This is a genomic window from Sporichthyaceae bacterium (genome assembly GCA_036493475.1).
Taxonomy (GTDB): domain Bacteria; phylum Actinomycetota; class Actinomycetes; order Sporichthyales; family Sporichthyaceae; genus DASQPJ01.
Map to the genome: position 1 here is coordinate 45,101 of DASXPS010000217.1, position 21,530 is coordinate 66,630.

The window sequence follows — 21,530 nt, forward strand, 5'->3', positions numbered from 1 at the left end:
CCCCGGGTGCGGGCCCGCTTGGGCGATCCGGCGCGCCGCCTGGGCGTGGCCGCCGGTCTGCTCGGCATGGTCGTCGCGTTGTTGGTGGGCCGGTTGATCCAGGTGCAGGGCCTGCAGGGGGAGAGCTACGCCGCGGTTGCGCAGAGCGAACGGCTGCGCACCATCGACATCCCGGCCACTCGGGGGGAGATCACCGATCGCGACGGTGAGGTGCTGGCGCGCAGTGTGGAGGCCCGCACGGTCACCGCCGATCCCCATCTGATCGCCGATCCGGCCGCGTATGCGCACCTGCTGTCCCCGCAGCTCGGGGTGGACGAGACCACGTTGGCCACCCGCATGGCCGACCGGACCAAGCGCTACGTGGTGCTGGCCCGCGGCGTCGATCCGATGGCATGGCGGCAGATAGCGGCCACCATCGACCCCGGTACCGGCAAGCCGATCAGCGGGGTGTTCGCGGAGACCACCAGCAAACGGATCTACCCGGCCGACACGTTGGCCGCCAACGTGCTCGGCTTCGTGAACTCCACCGGCGTCGGTGCCGGCGGGATCGAGCACGAGTTCGACGACGTTCTGGCCGGCGTCGCCGGCAAGCAGACCTACGAACGGGACAGCCGCGGCGGTCGCATCGCCACCGCGGGCGGGCGGATCACCGAGCCGATCCCCGGCAACGATCTGCAGTTGACCATCGACCGCGACATCCAATGGGTGGCGCAGCGGGCCATCGCCTCGCAGGTGCGTCGCACCAAGGCGGACAGCGGCACGGTGATCGTGCAGGACGTGCACACCGGCGAGATTCTGGCCATGGCTACCGCCCCGACCTTCGACCCGAACAACCCCGGCGCCTCCCCGCCCGAGGACCGCGGCAACCGGGCGGTGTCCCAGGTCTACGAGCCCGGCTCCATCGGCAAGGCCATCACCATGTCTGCGCTGCTCGACTCCGGCTCGGCCACCCCGGACACCAAGATTCGCATTCCCGGCACGTTGGCGCGGGCCGGGCACACCCTGCACGACGACGTCGACCACGGCCTGTGGCGGCTGACGTTGTCCGGGGTGATGGCCAAGTCCTCGAACATCGGCACCGTGCTGGCCACGGACACGATGGGCATCTCAACGCTCTACAAGTACATGAAGGCCTTCGGCGTCGGCGAGCAGAGCGGATTGGGATTTCCCGGCGAGAGCCGCGGCATCCTGGCCGACGTCGGCGATTGGTCGGGCACGCAGAAGTACACGGTGCCGTTCGGTCAGGGCTACGCGGTGAATACCGTGCAGGTCGCGAGCATCTACCAGACCATCGCCAATGGTGGGGTACGAATCGCGCCGCGGCTGATCAAGTCGTGGACCGATTCCACCGGGCTCAAGCACGTACCGGAGGCCTCGGCCACCAGCCGGGTGGTCAGCGCGGCGACCGCGCAGGAGGTCACCCGGATGTTGGAGGCGGTGGTGCACTCCGGCGGTACCGCCCCGGACGTGAAGGTGCCCGGCTACCGGGTGGCGGGCAAGACCGGTACCGCGCAGTTCGCCGACCCCAAGTGCGGTTGTTACCGCGGTTACACCGCCTCGTTCGCCGGCTTCGCACCCGCCGACAATCCGGAGGTTGTGGTCTCGGTGACGCTGCAGCGACCCGCCAAGGGTCACTTCGGTGGCGAGCTGGGTGGTCCGGTGTTCATGCGCACCGTAACCTTCGCGCTGCAGGCGCTGGGCATCCGTCCGACGGGTGTCCGGTGGGCCCCGGTGACGATCGACTGGTGAGTGCTGACGCTACGTCAGCGCAGCACGGCCAGCGCGTTGGGCAGGTTGTTGGTGAGGAAGCCGTCCACGCCCAGGGATTTGACCTGCTCCACGTTGAGCGGGCGCGAGTCCACCGGGTACACCGCCTGACCACGGGCTTGCGCGGCGCGCACCAGTGCCGCGGTCACCGGGGTGTTGAACGGCACCAGAGTCGCGTAGTTCGACGCCCAGCCCTGGGCAGCGTATTTGTTGTTGAAGATCAGCCCGATATTCGCCGCACCGGCCGCTTGCAATTCGGCGAGGGAGTCCTGCTGGTCGCTGAAGAAGGTGACGTGGTCGCCGCGGTTCAGGCCGTACTTGTTGACGGCCTTCATGTATTGGGCGGCCAGGTGGTGTCCGCCGACGGTCTTGACGTGGATGAAGACCCGCTTGCCGGCATCCCGCACCGGTTTCAGCGCGTCGAAAAGGTTCGGCGCGACCGCGCCGTTCGCCGTGTGGCACTTGCGGTACTGGGCGTAGGTGATCTTGTTCACGTTGCCCTTGCAGTCCACCGTGTTCAGCGCCAGGTCCGTGTCGTGCAGCACCACCAGTTGGTGGTCTTTCGTTTCCTGCACGTCGAATTCGACGGCGTCGGCCCCGTCTTTGAAGGCTGCGGCCAACGCGGCCGGCGTGTTCGGGGTGGCCACCGTGACGTCGCCGCGGTGGGCCACGATCTCGGTGGAGAAGCCAACCCACCCGGTGGGCAGGGGCAGTGCCAGAGTGACCGCACTGGCCGCCGTCGCCGGAGGTGCCGCGGCGGGCATTGGGGCGCCCGCACGGGCCCCGGGCACACTAATGCTGAATACACTCACAGAAATTGCGGCCAACAATCCGACCCGGCGCCACACCATGCTGAATTGCCCCCGCGAATTCCGAACGCCAATGGCGTTCGCAAGATCAATGAATTGACTGCTTTGATTGATCGCGTGGTGTGCGGGTTTCACGTCAATCGGATGGTTTCTCGCTCAGCCGGACGGCTGAGTTCCGATGCCGACCGGATAGCCTGATCGGTCGTGACCCCACCCCCGTTGCGCCCCGGTACGACCACGCCCGTGGCGCTGTCGGAGTTGGCGGAGTTGTTGGCGCTGCCCGCGCCCCCCGGCGCGGACGTGGCGATCACCGGGATCACCCACGACTCCCGCCAGGTCCGCCCCGGTGACCTGTACGCGGCGATGCTCGGGGCGAACGTGCACGGCGCGAGCTTCGCCACCCAGGCCGCGTCGGCCGGCGCGGTCGCGATCCTCACCGACCCACTGGGCCGGGATCGCTCGAGCGCGGCCGGCCTACCCGTGCTGGCGGTGCCCGACGCGCGCGCGGTACTCGGTCGGTTGTCCGCGGAGATCTACGGCAACCCCGCGGCCGCGTTGTTGAGCCTGGGCGTCACCGGTACCAACGGCAAGACCACCACCGCGTTCCTGATGGAGTCCGGGCTGCGCGCGGCCGGGCACATCACCGGCTTGTTGGGCACGGTGGCCATCCGGATCGGAGAGGAGTCCATTCCGTCCGCGCGCACGACCCCGGAGGCCCCCGATCTGCACGCGTTGCTCGCGGTGATGCGGGAACGCGGCGCGGACTCCGTCTGCCTGGAGGTGTCCAGTCATGCATTGGACATGCACCGCGTGGACGGCGTGGTGTTCTCCGCCGCGTTGTTCACCAACCTCAGCCAGGACCACCTGGACTACCACTTCACCCTCGAGGCGTACTTCCAGGCAAAGGCTCTGCTGTTCCGCCCGGAGCACACGCACTGCGGTGTGATCAATCTCGACGACGAGCACGGCGTCCGGCTGGTCGGACTCAGCGCAGTCCCGGTGCTGACCTACTCCGCCGCCGGCCGGGCGGAGGCCGACTGGCGGGCCACCGAGGTCGTCGCCGAACCGGGCGGTTCCCGCTTCGTGCTGCAGGGGCCGGACGGAGCCGGCGGCGAGGGCTGGGTGGGGCTGCCCGGCGCGTTCAACGTGGCCAACGCGGTCGGCGCCACGGTTGCGCTGGTCGCCGCCGGGGTGCCGTTGGACGAGGCGCTGACCGGAGTGGCGGCTTGCCCCGGCGTGCCCGGTCGGATGGAACGGGTGGATGTCGGTCAGCCCTTCCTCGCGGTTGTCGACTATGCGCACACCCCCGACGCGGTGGACACGCTGCTGACCGCCTTGCGTCCGGTCACCGCGGGGCAATTGATCATCGTGCTGGGGGCCGGCGGGGACCGGGACCGCAGCAAGCGACCGCTGATGGGCGCGGCCGCGGCGCGTGGCGCGGATGTGGTGGTGCTCACCGACGACAACCCACGCTCGGAGGATCCGCGGGAGATCCTGGCCGCGCTGCGGGCCGGCGCGGACGCGGTGCCCGCCCGGGCGCTGCACGTCGAGCACGATCGGGCGGCCGCGATCGCCCTGGCCGTCGACATGGCCGGCTTGGGTGACACCGTGGTGGTGGCCGGCAAGGGACACGAGCAGGGACAGGAGACCGCGGGGGTGGTGCGTCCGTTCGATGACCGCACCGTGCTCGCCGAGGTCATGCAGGCGGGCGAATGATTCCGCTGCGGCTGGGCGAGATCGCCGCCGCGTGCGGCGGAGTGATCTGCGACGGCACAGAGGACCTCCTCGTCGACGGTCCGGCCGAGGTCGACTCCCGGTTGGTCAGCCCCGGCGGGTTGTTCGTCGCGGTGCCCGGCGAACGGGTGGACGGTCACGACTTCGCCGCCGCCGCGACGGCTGCCGGGGCCGCCGCGGTGCTGGCCACCCGCCCCGTCGGGGTGCCCGCGGTGCTGGTCGCGGACACCGTGACGGCGTTGGGCCGACTGGCCGGGCTGGTGGTGCCCCGGTTGGCCGCCGAACACGACTTGGTGGTGGTCGCCATCACCGGCTCCCAGGGCAAGACCTCAACCAAGGACCTGGTTGCCGCGGTGCTCGAGGCGCGCGGGCAGACCGTTGCCGCGCCCGGCTCGTTCAACAACGAGATCGGCCTGCCACTGACCGCATTGCGCGCGACGCCGGCCACCCGGCACCTGGTGCTGGAGATGGGCGCCCGCGGCATCGGGCACGTCCGCTATCTGTGCGAGATCGCCCCGCCGCGTATCGGCGTGGTGCTCAACGTGGGCGTGGCGCACGTCGGGGAGTTCGGCAGCCGGCAGAACATCGCGCTGGCCAAGGGCGAATTGGTGGAGGCGCTGCCCGCGCACGGCGCGGCGGTGCTCAACGCCGATGATCCGCTGGTGGCGGGCATGGCGCCGCGGACCAGGGCGCGCGTGGTCACCTTCGGGCTGCGCGGCGCGCAGGTGACCGCCGCGGACGTCACGCTGGACGCGGGACGAGCCCGATTCGAGCTGGTCACCCCGGCCGGGCGCGCCCCGGTGGCGCTGCAGCTGCACGGTGCGCACCAGGTCGGCAATGCGCTGGCGGCGGCCGCGGTGGGCCACGAGGCGGGCATGACCGCCGAGGAGATCTCCACCGCGCTGGGTGCGGCCGGCCCGCGCAGCCGGTGGCGGATGGAGGTCAGCACCCGCGCCGACGGGCTCACCGTGGTCAACGACGCGTACAACGCGAACCCGGACTCGATGCGGGCGGCGCTGGCCGCGACGGTGGCCATTGCGGGGGATCGGCGGCGCTGGGCGGTGCTCGGTGAGATGCGTGAACTCGGCGAGTCCTCCGCCGCAGAACACGAAGCACTGGGCAGGCTGGTTGCGGACATGGACATCTCGCGGCTGCTCGTGGTCGGCGAGGGGGCACGGGCGACCCTCGCCGGGGCGCAGCGTGCCCGAACGTGGGCGCACGAACCGGCATTCGCGCCCGATGCGGAGGCCGCGCTCGCGATACTGCGTGCGGAGTTGCGCACGACCGACGTGGTGTTGGTGAAGGCATCCCGGGCGGTCGGCCTGGAACGCATCGCCGCCGGGCTGCTGGAGGAGGGGACTTGAGGGGCGTTCTCGCGGCGTCCGCGGTCTCCCTGGTGATCGCCCTGCTCGGTACCCCGATCGCCATCCGCATCCTGGTCCGCCGGGGCTACGGGCAACTGATCCGCGACGACGGGCCCACCACTCACCAGACCAAGCGCGGCACGCCCACCATGGGCGGCTCCGTGATCATCATCGCGGTGCTGCTGGGCTACATCGCGGCGCACATCGTGCTGCACGACAAGAGCCCCACCGCCTCGGGCCTCTTGGTGCTGTATTTGATGACCGGCCTGGGCGCGGTCGGCTTTCTGGACGACTACATCAAGGTCAGTAAACAGCGCAGTCTGGGGCTGCGGGCCAAGGCCAAGCTGTCCGGGCAGTCGCTGGTCGCGTTGTCCTTCGCGGTGCTGGCCCTGCACCACGCCGACAACCGCGGACTGAACCCGGCCAGCAAGGACATCTCCTTCATCCGGGACACCACCGTCGGTCTGGGTGCGGTCGGGTTCGTCATCTGGGCCTACCTGATGATCGCGGCCACCTCCAACGGGGTGAACCTCACCGACGGTCTGGACGGTCTGGCCACCGGGGCTTCCGCGATGGTGTTCGGCGCGTACGTGCTGATCGGGGTGTGGCAGTCCGGCAACCAGTGCGGCTCGTCGGTGGTGCGCCGGTTGGGGCGCTGTTACGACGTGCCCAACGCCCTGGATCTGGGCATCGTGGCGGCAGCGGTGATGGGCGCCTGTTTCGGTTTCCTGTGGTGGAACGCGTCCCCGGCCAAAATCTTCATGGGCGACACCGGGTCGTTGGCGTTGGGTGGTGCGCTGGCCGGGTTGGCCATCACCACCCGCACCGAGTTGCTGCTGGTGCTGCTCGGCGGACTGTTCGTGCTGATCACTGTCTCGGTGATCGTGCAGGTCGGATTCTTCAAGATGACCAAACGCCGAGTGTTTCGAATGGCACCGCTGCAGCATCACTTCGAACTCGCGGGCTGGAACGAGGTCACCATCGTGATCCGGTTCTGGATCATCGCCGGGTTGTTCGTTGCCGGCGGTCTGGGCGTGTTCTATGCCGAATGGTTGTCCGGGACCTGACGATGCTTCAGTTGAGTCGGGACTCCGACTGGTCCGGTGTGCACGTCGTGGTCGCGGGCATCGGCGTGTCCGGGTTTGCCGCGGCCGACGCCCTGCTCTCCCTCGGCGCCCGGGTCAGTGTGGTGGACGCCAAAGCGGAGAACGAACGCGCCGCGGTGCTGGAGAACCTGGGTGCGACGGTGCGGCTGGGCGATGCGGAGACGCTGCCCGCCGACGCCGACGTGGTGGTCACCTCGCCGGGCTGGCGGCCGGACGCCCCGCTGCTGACCGCGGCCACCGCGGCCGGCATCGAGGTGTGGGGCGAGGTGGAGTTGGCCTGGCGGCTGCGGCCCTCGGTCGGCGCCGCGCCTTGGCTGGCGATCACCGGGACCAACGGCAAGACCACCACGGTGCGCATGCTCACCTCGATGCTGAACGCCGCCGGGCTGCGTGCGGTGGCCGCCGGGAACGTGGGCACGCCGCTGCTCGAGGTGGTGATGGCCACCGGCTACGACGTGATCGCGGTGGAGCTGTCCAGCTTTCAGCTGCACTGGTCGTCCTCGATCCGCGCGCACTCCGCGGCCATCCTGAACATCGCCCCGGACCACGTCGACTGGCACGGCAATCTCGATTCCTACGCCCGCGCCAAGGGCCGTATCTACACCGGCGCGCAAGTGGCCTGCGTGTACAACGCGGCGGACGAGCGCACCGCGCAGTTGGTGCGCGACGCCGAGGTCACCGACGGCGCCCGGGCGATCGGGTTCACCTTGGGCGCGCCCGGCCCGGCGCAATTGGGCGTCATCGAGGACCTGCTGGTGGACCGGGCGTTCACTGACACCGGGGAGCGAGCTGACCCGGCCGCCGCGGTGGAGTTGGCGTCCGTGGCCGACGTCGTGCCACTCGCGCCGCACAACGTCGCCAACGCGCTGGCGGCGGCCGCCTTGGCTCGCGCCTACGGAGTGCCCGCCGCCGCAATCCGCGAGGGGCTGCGCACCTTCCGTCCGGACGCGCACCGCATCGCCGAGGTCGCCGTGCTCGACGAGGTGCGCTGGGTGGACGATTCCAAGGCCACCAACCCGCATGCCGCCTCGGCCTCGCTGCGGGCCTACGACTGCGTGGTGTGGATCGCCGGTGGCCTGGCCAAGGGCGCGGTGTTCGACGACCTGGTCGCCGAGGCCGCGCCGCGGTTGCGCGGTGCGGTGCTGATCGGCGCCGACCGCGCCGAGATCGCGGCGGCGCTGGCCGCGCACGCGCCCGACGTGCCGGTCGTGGAGATCAGCCGGACCGATGCGGGCGCCATGGAGACTGTGGTGGCGGCGGCAGCGAAGCTTGCGCGGCCGGGCGACACCGTGCTGCTCGCCCCGGCGTGCGCGTCGATGGACATGTTCGCCAACTACGGCGAGCGCGGCGACCGCTTCGCTGCGGCGGTGCTGGCGAGGACCTGATCCTCGACCTGAGGTTGAGACTCGCGACACGCCCGGATGTGCGCGTGATTGGCCCGGCGGCCCAACAAACTTGCCCGGTGAGCACGACCGTCCGTCCCGCTGAGCTGAGCCTTCTCGGTCTCGGCATTCGTGCCCGGCTGCGCTCCCTGGATCGCCCGCTCACCTCCTACTACCTGGTGTTGATCTCCGGGTTGTTGTTGATCGGGCTGGGCCTGGTCATGGTGCTGTCCGCGTCCAGCGTGGAGTCCTACCGGCACAACGGGTCGGTGTTCGCGATCGCGCAGAAGCAGGCGGTCTGGGTGGCCGTCGGGCTGCCGCTGATGTGGCTCACCTCGCGGATGCCGCCGGTGGTGTTCCGTCGCATGGCGTTCCCGGCGCTGATCGGCTCGCTGGGTCTGCTGGCGCTGGTGCTGGTGCCGGGCGTGGGTCGCGAGGTCAACGGCAACCGCAACTGGATCTACCTGGGCGGGCCGCTGGAACTGCAGCCGTCGGAGGCGGCCAAGCTCGCCCTGGTGCTGTTCGGCGCGCACGTCCTGGCACGTAAGCAGAAGCTGTTGAACCGGCCCGGGCACCTGTGCGTCCCGTTCCTGCCCGCCTCCGGCCTGGTGGTCGCCATGGTGCTGTTCGGGCACGACCTGGGCACCACGATCGTGCTGCTGTCCATCATCGTCGCGTTGCTGTTCTACGTCGGCACCCCGATGCGCTACTTCGGCATGCTGCTCGCCCCGGTGAGTCTGATGGTGCTGGCGCTGGTCACCGCGGACCCCGACCGGATGCGCCGGGTGTCCTCGTTCCTGCATCCGTTCGCCACCTACCAGGGCACCGGGTGGCAGGGCGCGCAGAGCATCTTCGCGCTGGCCTCCGGCGGGTTCACCGGGGTGGGTCTGGGCGCCAGCCGGGAGAAGTGGGGCTACCTGCCCGAGGCGCACACGGACTTCATCTACGCGATCATCGGCGAGGAACTCGGCCTGATCGGTGCGTTGGGCGTGCTGGTGGTGTTCGCGACCTTGGTCTTCGCCGGCTTCCGGATCGCCGCGCGCAGCCGGGACATGTTCACCACGTTGGCCGCCGCCGCGATCACCACGTGGATCGCGGTGCAGGCCGCGGTGAACATCGGCACCGTGTTGGGTCTGCTGCCGATCACCGGTATTCCGCTGCCGCTGGTGTCGTACGGTGGCTCAGCACTGCTGCCGGTCATGGTTGCGTTGGGCATGTTGCTGTCCTTCGCACGCCGCGAGCCGGGAGCGGCGGCGGCGTTGCGTGCCCGGGGACCGAACCCGCTGCGCGAGGCTGTCGGCCGGGTCTTCCGGCGCCCACGTGTCCGACGACGCCTGCGCAAGTAGGGGAGCGATCTGTTGCACGTGGTCCTGGCCGCCGGGGGGACCGCGGGTCACATCGAACCCGCCCTCGCGTTGGCCGACGCGTTGCGTCGTCGCGATCCGAGCGTGGGTATCACCGTGCTGGGCACCGCCACCGGCATGGAGAACACCTTGGTGCCCGCCCGCGGTTATCCGGTGGTGCACGTGCCGCGGGTGCCGCTGCCGCGGCGGCCGACGGTGGACCTGCTGCGTCTGCCGGGGCGGTTGCGCGGCGCGGTGCGCACGGCCGGGGAGTTGTTCGACGAGCTGAGGCCGGACGTACTGGTCGGCTTCGGTGGCTATGTGTGCGTGCCCGCGTATCTGGCCGCCCGTAAGCGAAAACTGCCGATCGTGGTGCACGAGGCCAACACGCCGGCCGGCGTGGCCAACCGGATCGGCGCGCGGTTCACCCCATTCGTGGCCACCACTGCGCGCGCCGACGACCTGCCGCACGGACGACTGATCGGGTTGCCGTTGCGGCGCAGCATCGCCACGTTGGACCGGCCGGCGCTGCGCGCCGAGGCCCGCGCGCAGTACGGCCTGCAACCCGACCTGCCCACGCTGCTGGTGTTCGGTGGCTCGCAGGGCGCGCGCAGCATCAATCGGGCCGCGTCGGAATCCGCATCGGCGTTGCGTACCGCCGGTATCCAGGTGTTGCACGCCGTGGGGCGGGACAATGTGGGGTCGGTGAGGGTGGACGAGTCAGGGAAGGGTGCGCCGTACGTGATCGTGCCCTACCTGGAGCGGATGGACCTGGCCTACGCGGCCGCGGACCTGGCACTGTGCCGCAGCGGCGCGATGACCTGTGCCGAGTTGGCCGCGGTCGGCCTGCCCGCTTGGTACGTGCCGCTGCCCATCGGCAACGGCGAACAGCGTCGCAACGCCAAGCCGGTGGTGGACGCGGGCGGTGGCGGCATCGTCGAGGACAGCGACCTCACCGCGGCCTGGGTCGAGGCGAACGTGGTGCCGCTGCTGCGTGACGCGGACGGAATCGCGGCGATGAGCCGCGCCGCCGCGCAGCACGGTCGCCCGGATGCCGACGAAGTGTTGGCCGACCTGGTGTACGAGGCGGTCGGTCGATGACGCTGACCGCTGCCGACGTGCCCGCCGCAGATCGGCTCGGGCGCGTGCATTTCATCGGCATCGGCGGCGCCGGCATGTCCGGCATCGCGCGCATCCTGCTCGCCCGCGGACTGTCGGTGTCCGGCAGCGACGCCAAGGACTCCACCGCGCTGGCCGCACTGCGCGCGCTGGGCGCGAGTGTCTACGTCGGGCACGCCGCCGACCAGGTCGGCGCCGCGGACACCGTGGTGGTCTCCAGCGCGATCCGGCAGAGCAACCCGGAGTACGTGCAGGCGCGCGAACGCGGGTTGCGCATCCTGCCGCGCGCTGCGGCGCTGGCCGCGGTGATGGCCGGGCGGCGGGCGGTCGCGGTGGCCGGCACGCACGGCAAGACCACCACCACCTCGATGCTCACCGTCGCGTTGCAGCACTGCGGCGCGGACCCCTCGTTCGCCATCGGCGGCAGCCTGAATGAGTCCGGGGCCAACGCCCACGACGGCAGCGGCGACGTGTTCGTGGCCGAGGCCGATGAATCCGACGGCTCGTTCCTGCTCTACACCCCGCACGCGGCCATCGTGACCAACGTCGAGGCCGATCACCTGGACCATTACGGCACACCGGCGGCCGTGGACGAGGCGTTCGTCCGCTTCTCCGGGCGGATCGAGCCGGGTGGGTTCCTGGTGGTGTGCGCGGATGACCCCGGCGCCGCCAAACTCGGGCAGGTGGCCGCCGCGGCCGGGGTGGATGTGCGCACCTACGGCGTCACCGAGACCGCCGACGTGCGCGTCGAGTCGCTGACCGTGCTGGCCGGTGGTTACGGCTTCGAGCCGGTGGCCAACGGGCGGCGACTGGGCCCCGTGCAGTTGCAGGTGCCCGGCATGCACAACGTGCTCAATGCCGCTGCCGCGCTGTCCGTCGGGCTCGGCTTGGGGTTCCCCGCCGGTGAGCTGCGCGAGGGACTGTCCGGGTTCACCGGCACCCGGCGCCGGTTCGAGCTGAAGGGCAGCGGTGGGGGGGTACGGGTCTACGACGACTACGCGCACCACCCGACCGAGTTGATCGCGGTGCTCCGCGCGGCCCGTGAAGTGGTGGCCGGGGGACGCATCATCGCGGTGTTCCAACCGCATCGGTATTCGCGCACTGCGGCGTTCACCAAGGAGATGGGTTCCGCGCTGGGGCTGGCCGACCGCGTGGTGGTGATGGACGTCTACGCCGCCGGGGAGGACCCGATTCCCGGCGTGACCGGGGCCTCGGTGGCCGCCGGCGTGCCGTTGCCGGCCGGGGACGTGTTGTTCGAGCCGTCCTGGTCCTCGGTGGCCGGTCGGCTGGCGGACTTCGCCGAGGCCGGCGACATCGTGCTCACGTTGGGCGCCGGCGACGTGACGATGATCGGGCCGGAGGTCCTGGAACTGCTCGCCGCTCGGGACGGGGTGGACGCGTGAAGGGTCGCACCGTCCTCGCCGCGCGGCCCTCGACGCCGGCCGCGGCCGTGGCGGCATCGGTACGGTCCGCCGCCGCGCTGCGCGCCCGGCGGCGGGGTCGGTGGATCCGCGCCGGGTTGGCGGTGCTGGTGGCCGGTGTGGTCGCGGCGCTGGTCTGGGCGGTGTTCTTCTCCGCGCTGATCGCGGTGCGCACGGTGAACGTGGCCGGCACCTCGCGGTTGACCCCGGCGGAGGTGAGCGCCGCGGCCAACGTGCCCCGGGGTGGGTCGCTGGCGTTGCTGGACACCCGCGCGGTGGCGGCCCGCGCCCGGTTGTTGCCCGCAGTGCAATCGGTGCGGGTGGAACGGCGGCTGCTGCACACGGTGCGGTTGGTGGTCACCGAACGCACTGCGGTGCTGGTGCTGGACACGGTTACCGGCCGGCAGCTGGTGGATGCCTCCGGGGTGGTCTTCGCAACGGCCACCGCCGCGGACGCCGCCGGGCTGCCGGTGGTGCGCACCGCGCTGTTGACGTTGCCGCAGAGCACGTTGGTGTCCATCACCGCGATGCTCGCCGCGCTGCCCGCGCCGGTACGCGCCGACGCGCAGGTGGTGCGGGCGGATTCCGCCGACGCGATGTCGGTGGAACTGAGCGGTGGCCGGTTGGTCATCTGGGGGGACGACACCCGTCAGGCGTTCAAGGCGCAGGTGCTCACCGTGCTTCTGCACCGCAAGGGCCGTGCCTACGACGTGAGCACGCCCGAGGCCCCGGCCATCAGTCGCTGACGAACCGTCAGTTGTTGCTGCGCGACACGCCCCCGAATGTCCTTGGTGCGGTGCAGACCGGGCTCTAGTTTCTGCAACTGTCGTCAGGTTGACATAACTCTAAACCTCAACTTGAGGGTAAGAGTTGAGAGTGAGAGGCACCGGCCGTGGCAGCTCCGCAGAACTACCTTGCAGTGATCAAGGTCGTCGGCATCGGTGGCGGTGGCGTCAACGCCATCAACCGGATGATCGAGGTCGGCCTCAAGGGTGTCGAGTTCATCGCGATCAACACCGATGCCCAGGCGCTGCTGATGTCCGACGCGGACGTCAAGCTCGACGTCGGCCGCGAGCTCACCCGCGGCCTCGGCGCGGGCGCGAATCCGGAGGTCGGCCGCAAGGCCGCCGAGGACCATCGCGATGAGATCGAAGAGGTGCTGCGCGGCGCGGACATGGTGTTCGTGACCGCCGGCGAGGGTGGCGGCACCGGCACCGGTGGTGCCCCGGTGGTGGCCAACATCGCCCGCTCGCTCGGTGCGCTGACCATCGGCGTGGTCACCCGTCCGTTCAACTTCGAGGGCCGCCGGCGCAGCACCCAGGCCGAGGACGGCATCGGCCGACTGCGCGAGGAGGTGGACACGCTCATCGTCATCCCGAACGACCGACTGCTGTCCATCTCCGACGCCACGGTCAGCGTGCTGGACGCGTTCAAGTCCGCCGACCAGGTACTGCTGTGCGGCGTGCAGGGCATCACCGACCTGATCACCACGCCGGGTCTGATCAACCTGGACTTCGCTGACGTCAAGTCGGTGATGTCCGGTGCCGGGTCGGCGCTGATGGGTATCGGTTCGGCGCGCGGCGAGGACCGGGCGATCGCCGCGGCCGAGGCAGCCATCGCCTCTCCGCTGCTGGAGGCCTCCATCGAGGGCGCCCGTGGCGTGCTGTTGTCCATCTCCGGCGGCTCGAACCTGGGCCTGTTCGAGATCAACCACGCCGCTCAGTTGGTCGCCGAGGTCGCGCACCCCGAGGCCAACATCATCTTCGGCGCGGTCATCGATGACGCGCTGGGCGACGAGGCGCGGGTCACCGTCATCGCGGCCGGCTTCGACGCGGGCGTGCCCACCCCGTACCAGGAGCACTCCGGGCGGCGCCCGTCGGAGGTGCAGCCGACCAACGACCCCGGCGACGTGCCCACGCTGATCTCCGACGGCGCCCAGGGCGCGCCGGACCGTCAGTCGATGCCCGGCCCGCGGGAGTACCCGGAGCCGCGGCGCCGCGAGCCCGCGCGCAGCGTGCCGGTGCAACACGGCCGCCGCGCCCCGGAGCTCGGCCCGGACGAGTTGGACATTCCCGACTTCATGAAATGACCCACCCCGGCCCCGGCGGACCCCACCCCGCCGGGGCCCGGTCATCAGCTGCGCAAGTCCCCCGAGTGTGTAGTTGTGCAGGCTCCACGCGCCGGAAAACCTGCACGAGTGCACACTCGGGTGAGTTAAGGGCGCGACCGCGGGGGGTGAGGACGTGCTGCCGTTGCTGAGGGCGACATGGCCGGCCGGGGTGCGCGGCGTGTTCACCACCCGGGCCGGCGGGGTCAGCATGGCGCCCTACGCCGACCTGAACCTGGCCCTGCACGTGGGTGACGACCGGCGGGCCGTGGCGGACAACCGGGCCAGGGCCGCTGCCGCGATCGGTCTGCCCCCGGAGCACCTGGCGTTCGCCGAGCAGGTGCACGGCAATGCCGTCGCGCTGCTGGACGCGGCGCCGGACACGCCCCCGGCGGTCGACGCGATGGTGACCACTACGCCCTGCTTGGCCCTGGTGGTGATGGTCGCCGATTGTGTCCCGGTGCTGTTGGCCGACGCCACGGCCGGGGTCGTCGCAGTGGCCCACGCCGGTCGCAAGGGCCTCGAACTCGGGGTGGTGGCGGCCGCGGTGCGCGCCATGGTCACCTGCGGTGCCGACGTCGAGCGGGTGGCCGTCTGGCTGGGACCGTCGATCGGCGGATGCTGCTACGAGGTGCCCGCGGACATGCAGGCCGCGGTGGACGCGGCCGCCCCCGGCGCGGCCTGCCGCACCACCCGCGGTACGCCCGGTTTGGATTTGCGGACCGGCCTGGAGGCCCAGTTGACCGCGCTGGGCGTGACCCGGGTCGGCCGGGTGGGCGGCTGCACCGCGGAGACCGACGACCTCTTCTCCTACCGGCGGGATGCCACCACGGGCCGCTTCGCCGGGCTGATCTGGCGGGACGCCGCCGGATGACGTCGCGGCGCGACGAACTGGCCACCAACCTCGCCGCGGTGCGAGCCCGCATCGAGGCCGCGGCCGTCGCAGCGGGGCGTGACCCGGCAGAGATCACGCTCATCGCGGTCACCAAGACCTATCCGGCCGCGGACATCGCGCTGCTGGCTGAGTTGGGCGTGGCCGACGTGGGGGAGAGCCGCGCCCAGGAGGCGGGGGGCAAAGCGGCCACGCTCGGCGACCTGCCGGTGCGCTGGCACTTCGTGGGCCAACTGCAGACCAACAAGGCCCGATCGGTGGCCCGCTACGCCGATGTCGTGCACTCGGTGGATCGCACCGGCCTGGTCGACGCGCTGCGCCGCGCGGCGAGAGATCGGGCGGTGGAGTTGGACGTGCTGGTGCAGCTGAACCTGGACCCGGAGCCCGACGGCGACCGTGGCGGGGTGCGCCCGGTGGACCTGCCGCGGCTGGCCGACGAGGTGGCCGCCGCGCCCGGGCTGCGGCTGCGTGGGGTGATGGTGGTCGCTCCGCCGGGGATGGACCCGGCGCCGGTGTTCGCCCGGTTGGCGCAAGCCGCGGCCCGGCTGCGGGTGGACCACCCGCACGCGGACTGGATCTCGGCCGGGATGAGCGGGGATCTGGAGGCTGCGGTGGCCTCCGGAGCGACACACGTGCGTGTCGGGTCCGGGTTGCTCGGTGCGCGCCCGGGTAAGCGCTAGCGTCGCCACAGAGGCACCAACAGTGCACTCCGGCCGCGAGTGGGATGCACGTCCCGGCAGTCGAATTCGGACCTGAAAGGGCAGGCGCACATGGGCGCGATGCACAAGTTCGGCGTCTACCTGGGCCTCGTCGAGGACGAGGAGCGCTACCCCGAGGACGACCACCGCGACGAGATCCGGGAGGAACGACCGATGCGCGAGACCCGCATGCACGAGCCCGTGGCCCGCCATGTGGCCGTCGCCGAGCGGCGCGCCGTCCTCGCCCCGATGGGCTCCACCGCGGTGGCCGTCGACCCGTACCGCATCACCACGCTGCACCCGCGCACCTACAACGAGGCCAAGCTGATCGGCGAGGAGTTCCGTCAGGGCGTCCCGGTGATCATGAACCTCACCGAGATGGACGACGTGGACGCCAAGCGACTGGTCGACTTCTCCGCCGGACTGGTGTTCGGCTGCCACGGCACGATTGAGCGGGTCACCCAGAAGGTGTTCCTGCTCTCGCCCGCGGACGTGCACGTTACTGCCGAGGACAAGGCCCGGATCGCGGGCGGTGGCTTCTACAACCAGAGCTGATCCGGGGTCGTGCAGCGCGATTCCGGGGAGCCGGGCAGGATGGGCAGTGTGACCGGGGGAACGGGGTTTCGGCGTGAGGCGCGGCTGTGCACCAGGTAGGGATCGCACTGGTCTATATCCTGACTATTTTTCTGGTTTTGCTCGTCGCCCGCATGGTTATGGACTATGTGTTCATGTTCGCGCGGTCCTATCAGCCCAAGGGTCCTGCGGTCGTGGCGCTCGAAGTGCTGTACTCGTGCACCGATCCGCCGTTGAAATTCCTGCGGCGGTTCATCCACCCCCTGCGACTTGGTGGAGTAAGCCTTGACCTGTCGTTTCTTGTGTTATTTGTCATCGTCATTCTTGGGCGGGACGCCGCGCTGCGCTTGTGACGCGGTACGGCCTATCCCGAACGTCGACGATCTCTCTGAGGTGACCAGATGCCGCTGACCCCCGAGGACGTGCGGAACAAGCAGTTCACGACCGTCCGTCTGCGAGAGGGCTACGACGAGGATGAGGTTGACGCCTTCCTCGACGAGGTCGAGACCGAGCTGAGGCGACTCATCCGGGAGAACGACGAGCTGCGTGCCAAGCTCGCCGCCGCTACCCGGGCTGCCTCGACCGCGCCCGCCACCACGGCGCCGCAGGCTGCGGTTGAGGCCGAGAAGAAGGACGAGGCCGCCAAGGCCGAGCCCGAGACCACGCCCGAGCCGCCCAAGTCCGTGGCCGAGCCGCCCGCGCCGATCGCCGTCGAGGCCCACAGCGGCGCGGACAGCGCCGCCCGCGTGCTCGCGCTGGCCCAGCAGACCGCTGACCAGGCGATCGCCGAGGCTCGTGGCGAGGCCAACAAGATCGTCGGCGACGCCCGTTCCCGTGCGGAGGCAATCGAGCGCGAGGCCCGGAACAAGGCCGACGCGCTGGAACGCGACGCCCAGGACAAGCACCGCTCGATCATCGGTGTGCTCGAGACCCAGCGGAACGCGCTGGAGGCCCAGCTCGACCAGCTGCGTCAGTTCGAGCGGGAGTACCGCAGCCGCCTCAAGAGCTTCCTCGAGGGCCAGCTGCGTCAGCTCGAGGCTCCGGCCGAGAGCGAGAACCTCTCCAACGGCCCGCGGGCCTCGGCCGGGTCCAGTGCCCGGGCCGGCGCGCCGCGTCAGCCCATGCGCGGCTTCCTGATCGACGAGGACGAGAGCTAAGCACCAAGCACGCTGAGGCCCGGTGGACACCGTCCACCGGGCCTCTTGGCGTTCGTGGGGGCGGGTCGTGCGCTCCGCTCATTCATGATCTGGGCGAGCTCTCTCATACGCGGGGCGTCACTTTGGGGGCCGAAATGGGCCGCGAAATGACGCTCCGCGTATGACAGTGCTGAGCGCGAGGGCTCGTCAGGCCTTGGTGACGGTCAGCGTCAGGCCGAGGTCGGGGTCGGCGGCCAGGTCGGCGGGGGCGGGGAGTTCCTCGATCAGGGTGGCGAGCACCTCGCCGGCGATCTCCGCGGCGTGTTCACGCAGGGCGGCGGCGGCCTCGGGGTCGGTGGTGTGCCAGCCGAGCGTGATGCGGTCGGAGACCTCCAGGCCGGTGGACTTGCGGGCCTCCTGGATGGCGCGAATGGCCTCGCGGGCCAGCCCCGCCCGACGCAATTCGTCGGTGATGGTCAGGTCCAGGGCGACGGTCTCGCCCTCCCGGGCCACCGCCCAGCCCTCGCGTGGCGTCTCGGTGACGATGACCTCGTCCGGGCCGAGTTCGATGGACTCGCCGTCCACCACCACCGTGGCGGTGCTGCCGCCGCGTAGTGCGACGGCCAGACCGGCCGCATCGGCGGCGGCGATGGCGGCGGCCACCGGCTGGGTGCCCTTGCCGAAGCGCTTGCCCAACGAACGGAAGTTGGCCTTGGCGGAGTAGTCGACCAACTCGCCGCCGGCCTCGCCGAGAGACTCCAAACGGGTGACGTTGAGTTCCTCGGCGATTTGGGTACGCAGATCCTCGGTGAGGCCCGCCCAGCCGTGTGCTCCGACCAGCGCCCGGGACAACGGCTGGCGGGTCCTCACCCCACTGTCCGCGCGGGCCGCCCGGCCCAGCTCCACCAGCCGCCGGGACAGCGCCATCTGTGCCGCGAGGCCGTCGTCGATCAGCGACCCATCAACCCTCGGCCACGTGGCCAGGTGCACCGACTCGGGCAGCCCACCCGCATCGTCGCGGAAGAGGTCCTGCCACACCCGCTCGGTGATGAACGGGGTCAGCGGGGCCATCAGCAGGGTCACCACGTACAGGCACTCGTGCAGGGTGGCCAGCGCCGCGGCGTCCCCGGCCCAGAACCGCCGCCGGCAGCGTCGCACGTACCAGTTGGACAGGTCATCGACGTAGGCCGCGAGCAGCCGCCCGGCCTTCTGGGTGTCGAAGTCCTCCAACGCCGCGTCGACGTCGCGGGCCAACCGGTGTGCCTCGGACAGCGCCCAGCGGTCCATGGCCGGACGCTGCGCCACCGACGGGGCCGGGGTGCCCGGCGTCCAGCCCGCGGTGCGGGCATAGAGGGACTGGAAGGCGACGGTGTTCCAGTAGGTGAGCAGCGTCTTGCGCACCACGTCCTGCAGCGCGGTGTGCCCGATCCGGCGGGCCGACCACGGCGAACCGGAGCAGGCCATGAACCAGCGCAACGCGTCCGCACCATGCGCGTCCATCAACGGCAGCGGCTCGAGGATGTTGCCCAGGTGCTTGGACATCTTGCGGCCGTCCTCGGCCAGGATGTGCCCCAGGCACAGCACGTTCTCGTACGAGGACCTGTCGAACACCAGCGTGCCGACGGCCATCAACGTGTAGAACCAGCCGCGGGTCTGGTCGATGGCCTCGCAGATGAACTGCGCCGGGTACTGCCCGTCCAGCGAGACACCGGAGTGCGGGAAACCCCACTGGGCAAAGGGCATCGAGCCGGAGTCGTACCAGGCATCGATGACCTCGGGCACGCGGCGCGCTTCGGTCGAGCACTGTGTCTGGCCGGCTCCCGAGGTCGCCGGCTGGGCGGGGCAGGGAAAGGTGACCTCGTCGATGTAGGGCCGGTGCGGGTCCAGATCGGTGAGGTCGCGGCCGGCCAACTGGCCCAGCCGGGCCAGCGACGGGATCGCGGTCAGGTGGTTCTCCGCGCACCGCCAGATCGGCAGCGGGGTACCCCAGTAGCGGTTGCGGGACAGCGCCCAGTCGATGTTGTTGTGCAGCCAGTCGCCGTACCGGCCCCATTTGATGGTCGCTGGGTACCAGTTGGTGGCCTCGTTCTCGCGCAGCAGCGCGTCCTTCACCGCGGTGGTGCGGATGTACCAGGACGGCTGTGCGTAGTAGATCAGCGCGGTGTGGCAACGCCAGCAGTGCGGATACGGGTGCTCATACGGCAGGTGCTTGAACAGCAGCCCGCGGGCGGCGAGGTCGGCCACCAGCGCCTCGTCGGCCTTCTTGAAGAACACCCCGCCGATCAGCGGCACGTCCGCGGCGAAGTGCCCGTCGGGGGTGATCGGGTTGACCACCGGCAGGCCGTACTTGCGGCACACCTCGAGGTCCTCGGCACCGAAGGCGGGGGCCTGGTGCACCAGACCCGTACCGTCCTCGGTGGTCACGTAGTCGGCCAGCACCACGTAGTGCGTCGCGACGTCGTCGGGGAAGGCCACCAACTCGAACGGCCGCTGATAGGTCCAGCGCTCCATGTCTGTGCCGGGGAAGGTGGCGACCACCTTCGCGTCCTCGCCGAGCACCTTCTCCAGCAGCGCCTCGGCCAGGATCAGCGGCGCACCCTCGGGGACCTCGACCAACGCATAGGTGACATCCGCGCGCACCGCGACGGCGGTGTTGGAGACCAACGTCCAGGGCGTGGTGGTCCACACCAGCAGGTCCGCGGCGCCGGCGTACGGGCCGGAGGTCAACGGGAAGCGCACGTAGACCGAGGGGTCGACGATGGTCTCGTAACCCTGTGCCAGTTCGTGGTCGGACAGCCCGGTGCCGCAGCGCGGGCAGTACGGGGCGACGCGGTGGTCCTGCACCAGTCGGCCGTCGTCGAAGATTTTCGCCAGCGACCACCAGACGGACTGCACGTAGGCGCTGTCCATGGTCCAGTAGGCCTGGTCGAGGTTGACCCAATAGCCCATGCGCTCGGTCATCGCGGCGAACGCGTCGACGTGGCGCAGCACGGACTCCCGGCACTTGGCGTTGAACTCGGCCACTCCATAGGCCTCGATGTCGCCCTTGCCGGAGAACCCAAGTTCCCGCTCCACCGCCAGTTCCACCGGCAGACCGTGGCAGTCCCAGCCCGCCTTGCGGGCCACGTGGTAGCCCTTCATGGTGCGATAGCGGGGGAACACGTCCTTGAAGACGCGGGCCTCGACGTGGTGCGTGCCGGGCATGCCGTTCGCGGTCGGCGGACCCTCGTAGAAGGTCCAGGCGGGCCCATCGGCGGTGGCCTGCAGCGACCGGTTGAAAACATCGGCGTCGGCCCAGAACGCGAGGACCTCGCGTTCCATGGCGGGCAGATCGACCTGGGCGGGGACGGGACGGTACACGGGTATTGGCCTTTCGCGCGGGGTCCCCGGATTCGCCAGGAGCGGTGCCGAGATTAGCAATGACGGGCCGAGGGGCGCCGTGGGCGTCAACAGCCCGATTCGCGCTAGACTGTCACGGATTGATTACTCTCTGTGATTTGAGTGACCGGAGTCATACGGAGCGGTTCGGGCGGGTCCTATAGTTCGCGCACGTCACCCGGGTTCGGGTGGCGGAGCGGGCGGTGGAGGGCAGGTCAGGCATGGTCAAGGCCGGTGACCGCACCACGGGGCGGGTCGATGCCAGGGGCGCCCGGCAGGCCTCGTCGATTGTCCGCGCGACGGCTGCCGAGCCGGCTGTGCCGGCCCGTCGGGCCGCGCCGGCAACCAAGGTTGCGGCCAAGGCCGCGCCGGCGGTGAAGAAGGCCGCTCCGGCGAGGCAGAGCGCCGCCGCCAAGACGGCCCCGGCGAAGAAGGCGGCACCCGTCGCGCGCAAGGCCGCGCCGACCAAGAAGGTCGCCGCCGTGGCGGCCAAGAAGGCCGCGCCTGCGAAGAAGGCCGCGCCCCTCGCCAGGAAGGCAACGACCCCCGCGAAGAAGGCCGCGCCCGCGAAGAAGGCCGCGCCCGCGAAGAAGGCCGCGCCCGCGAAGAAGGCCGCGCCTGCGAAGAAGGCCGCGCCTGCGAAGAAGGCCGCGCCTGCGAAGAAGGCCGCGCCTGCGAAGAAGGCCGCGCCCCCCGCCAGG

18 protein-coding genes are annotated in these 21,530 nt (G+C 70.6%); 16 read left to right on the forward strand and 2 right to left on the reverse strand.

What is annotated here, in order from left to right; all coding sequences use genetic code 11:
• Positions 1–6 precede the first annotated feature (6 nt).
• Entirely contained in the window at positions 7–1,749 is a 1,743-nt protein-coding gene (locus VGJ14_20950) for a penicillin-binding protein 2 (GenBank protein HEY2834898.1), read from the forward strand.
• A gap of 14 nt (positions 1,750–1,763) precedes the next feature.
• On the opposite strand, the gene VGJ14_20955 is transcribed toward VGJ14_20950, so the two are convergent.
• Complete coding sequence (locus tag VGJ14_20955) at positions 1,764–2,531, reverse strand: glycerophosphodiester phosphodiesterase family protein (GenBank protein HEY2834899.1); 768 nt, start codon at positions 2,529–2,531, stop codon at positions 1,764–1,766.
• 249 nt (positions 2,532–2,780) lie between these two features.
• On the opposite strand from VGJ14_20955, the gene VGJ14_20960 reads away from it, so the two are divergent.
• The 14 genes from VGJ14_20960 (at position 2,781) to VGJ14_21025 (ending at position 17,472) form a co-directional block, all read left to right on the forward strand.
• The gene (locus VGJ14_20960; GenBank protein ID HEY2834900.1) at positions 2,781–4,292 is read left to right on the forward strand and encodes a UDP-N-acetylmuramoyl-L-alanyl-D-glutamate--2,6-diaminopimelate ligase; all 1,512 of its coding nucleotides are present in this window, start codon (positions 2,781–2,783) and stop codon (positions 4,290–4,292) included.
• Positions 4,289–5,674 carry a UDP-N-acetylmuramoyl-tripeptide--D-alanyl-D-alanine ligase gene (murF, locus tag VGJ14_20965; GenBank protein ID HEY2834901.1) on the forward strand — a complete coding sequence of 462 codons (1,386 nt, stop codon included), beginning with the start codon at positions 4,289–4,291 and terminating at the stop codon, positions 5,672–5,674. The genes VGJ14_20960 and murF overlap by 4 nt, the downstream gene beginning before the upstream one ends.
• On the forward strand, positions 5,671–6,741 hold the full coding sequence (gene mraY, locus VGJ14_20970) for a phospho-N-acetylmuramoyl-pentapeptide-transferase (GenBank protein ID HEY2834902.1): 1,071 nt from the start codon (positions 5,671–5,673) through the stop codon (positions 6,739–6,741). The genes murF and mraY overlap by 4 nt, the downstream gene beginning before the upstream one ends.
• Before the next feature lie 2 nt (positions 6,742–6,743).
• Complete coding sequence (gene murD, locus VGJ14_20975; GenBank protein ID HEY2834903.1) at positions 6,744–8,165, forward strand: UDP-N-acetylmuramoyl-L-alanine--D-glutamate ligase; 1,422 nt, start codon at positions 6,744–6,746, stop codon at positions 8,163–8,165.
• A gap of 77 nt (positions 8,166–8,242) precedes the next feature.
• Entirely contained in the window at positions 8,243–9,508 is a 1,266-nt protein-coding gene (gene ftsW, locus VGJ14_20980) for a putative lipid II flippase FtsW (GenBank protein ID HEY2834904.1), read from the forward strand.
• An 18-nt stretch (positions 9,509–9,526) separates the two neighbouring features.
• Positions 9,527–10,606: an undecaprenyldiphospho-muramoylpentapeptide beta-N-acetylglucosaminyltransferase gene (gene murG, locus VGJ14_20985; GenBank protein HEY2834905.1), complete on the forward strand. Its 1,080-nt coding sequence runs from the start codon at positions 9,527–9,529 to the stop codon at positions 10,604–10,606.
• Positions 10,603–12,027, forward strand: coding sequence for a UDP-N-acetylmuramate--L-alanine ligase (murC, locus tag VGJ14_20990; GenBank protein ID HEY2834906.1), 1,425 nt, complete (start codon positions 10,603–10,605; stop codon positions 12,025–12,027). The genes murG and murC overlap by 4 nt, the downstream gene beginning before the upstream one ends.
• A complete protein-coding gene (locus tag VGJ14_20995; protein HEY2834907.1) occupies positions 12,024–12,791 on the forward strand; it encodes an FtsQ-type POTRA domain-containing protein in 768 nt (255 codons plus the stop codon). The genes murC and VGJ14_20995 overlap by 4 nt, the downstream gene beginning before the upstream one ends.
• A gap of 146 nt (positions 12,792–12,937) precedes the next feature.
• Entirely contained in the window at positions 12,938–14,134 is a 1,197-nt protein-coding gene (ftsZ, locus tag VGJ14_21000; GenBank protein HEY2834908.1) for a cell division protein FtsZ, read from the forward strand.
• Positions 14,135–14,288: 154 nt separating this feature from the next.
• Positions 14,289–15,026 carry a peptidoglycan editing factor PgeF gene (pgeF, locus tag VGJ14_21005; GenBank protein ID HEY2834909.1) on the forward strand — a complete coding sequence of 246 codons (738 nt, stop codon included), beginning with the start codon at positions 14,289–14,291 and terminating at the stop codon, positions 15,024–15,026.
• On the forward strand, positions 15,023–15,724 hold the full coding sequence (locus tag VGJ14_21010; protein ID HEY2834910.1) for a YggS family pyridoxal phosphate-dependent enzyme: 702 nt from the start codon (positions 15,023–15,025) through the stop codon (positions 15,722–15,724). Before pgeF ends, VGJ14_21010 begins: the two co-directional genes overlap by 4 nt.
• A gap of 90 nt (positions 15,725–15,814) precedes the next feature.
• Positions 15,815–16,297, forward strand: a complete 483-nt coding sequence (sepF, locus tag VGJ14_21015) for a cell division protein SepF (protein HEY2834911.1) — start codon at positions 15,815–15,817, stop codon at positions 16,295–16,297.
• A gap of 86 nt (positions 16,298–16,383) precedes the next feature.
• A complete protein-coding gene (locus tag VGJ14_21020; GenBank protein HEY2834912.1) occupies positions 16,384–16,668 on the forward strand; it encodes a YggT family protein in 285 nt (94 codons plus the stop codon).
• Positions 16,669–16,716: 48 nt separating this feature from the next.
• On the forward strand, positions 16,717–17,472 hold the full coding sequence (locus VGJ14_21025; protein ID HEY2834913.1) for a DivIVA domain-containing protein: 756 nt from the start codon (positions 16,717–16,719) through the stop codon (positions 17,470–17,472).
• 186 nt (positions 17,473–17,658) lie between these two features.
• On the opposite strand, the gene ileS is transcribed toward VGJ14_21025, so the two are convergent.
• Complete coding sequence (gene ileS, locus VGJ14_21030) at positions 17,659–20,811, reverse strand: isoleucine--tRNA ligase (GenBank protein HEY2834914.1); 3,153 nt, start codon at positions 20,809–20,811, stop codon at positions 17,659–17,661.
• A 221-nt stretch (positions 20,812–21,032) separates the two neighbouring features.
• On the opposite strand from ileS, the gene VGJ14_21035 reads away from it, so the two are divergent.
• Positions 21,033–21,530 (forward strand): hypothetical protein (locus tag VGJ14_21035; protein HEY2834915.1); only part of this gene is annotated, 498 nt, incomplete at its 3' end.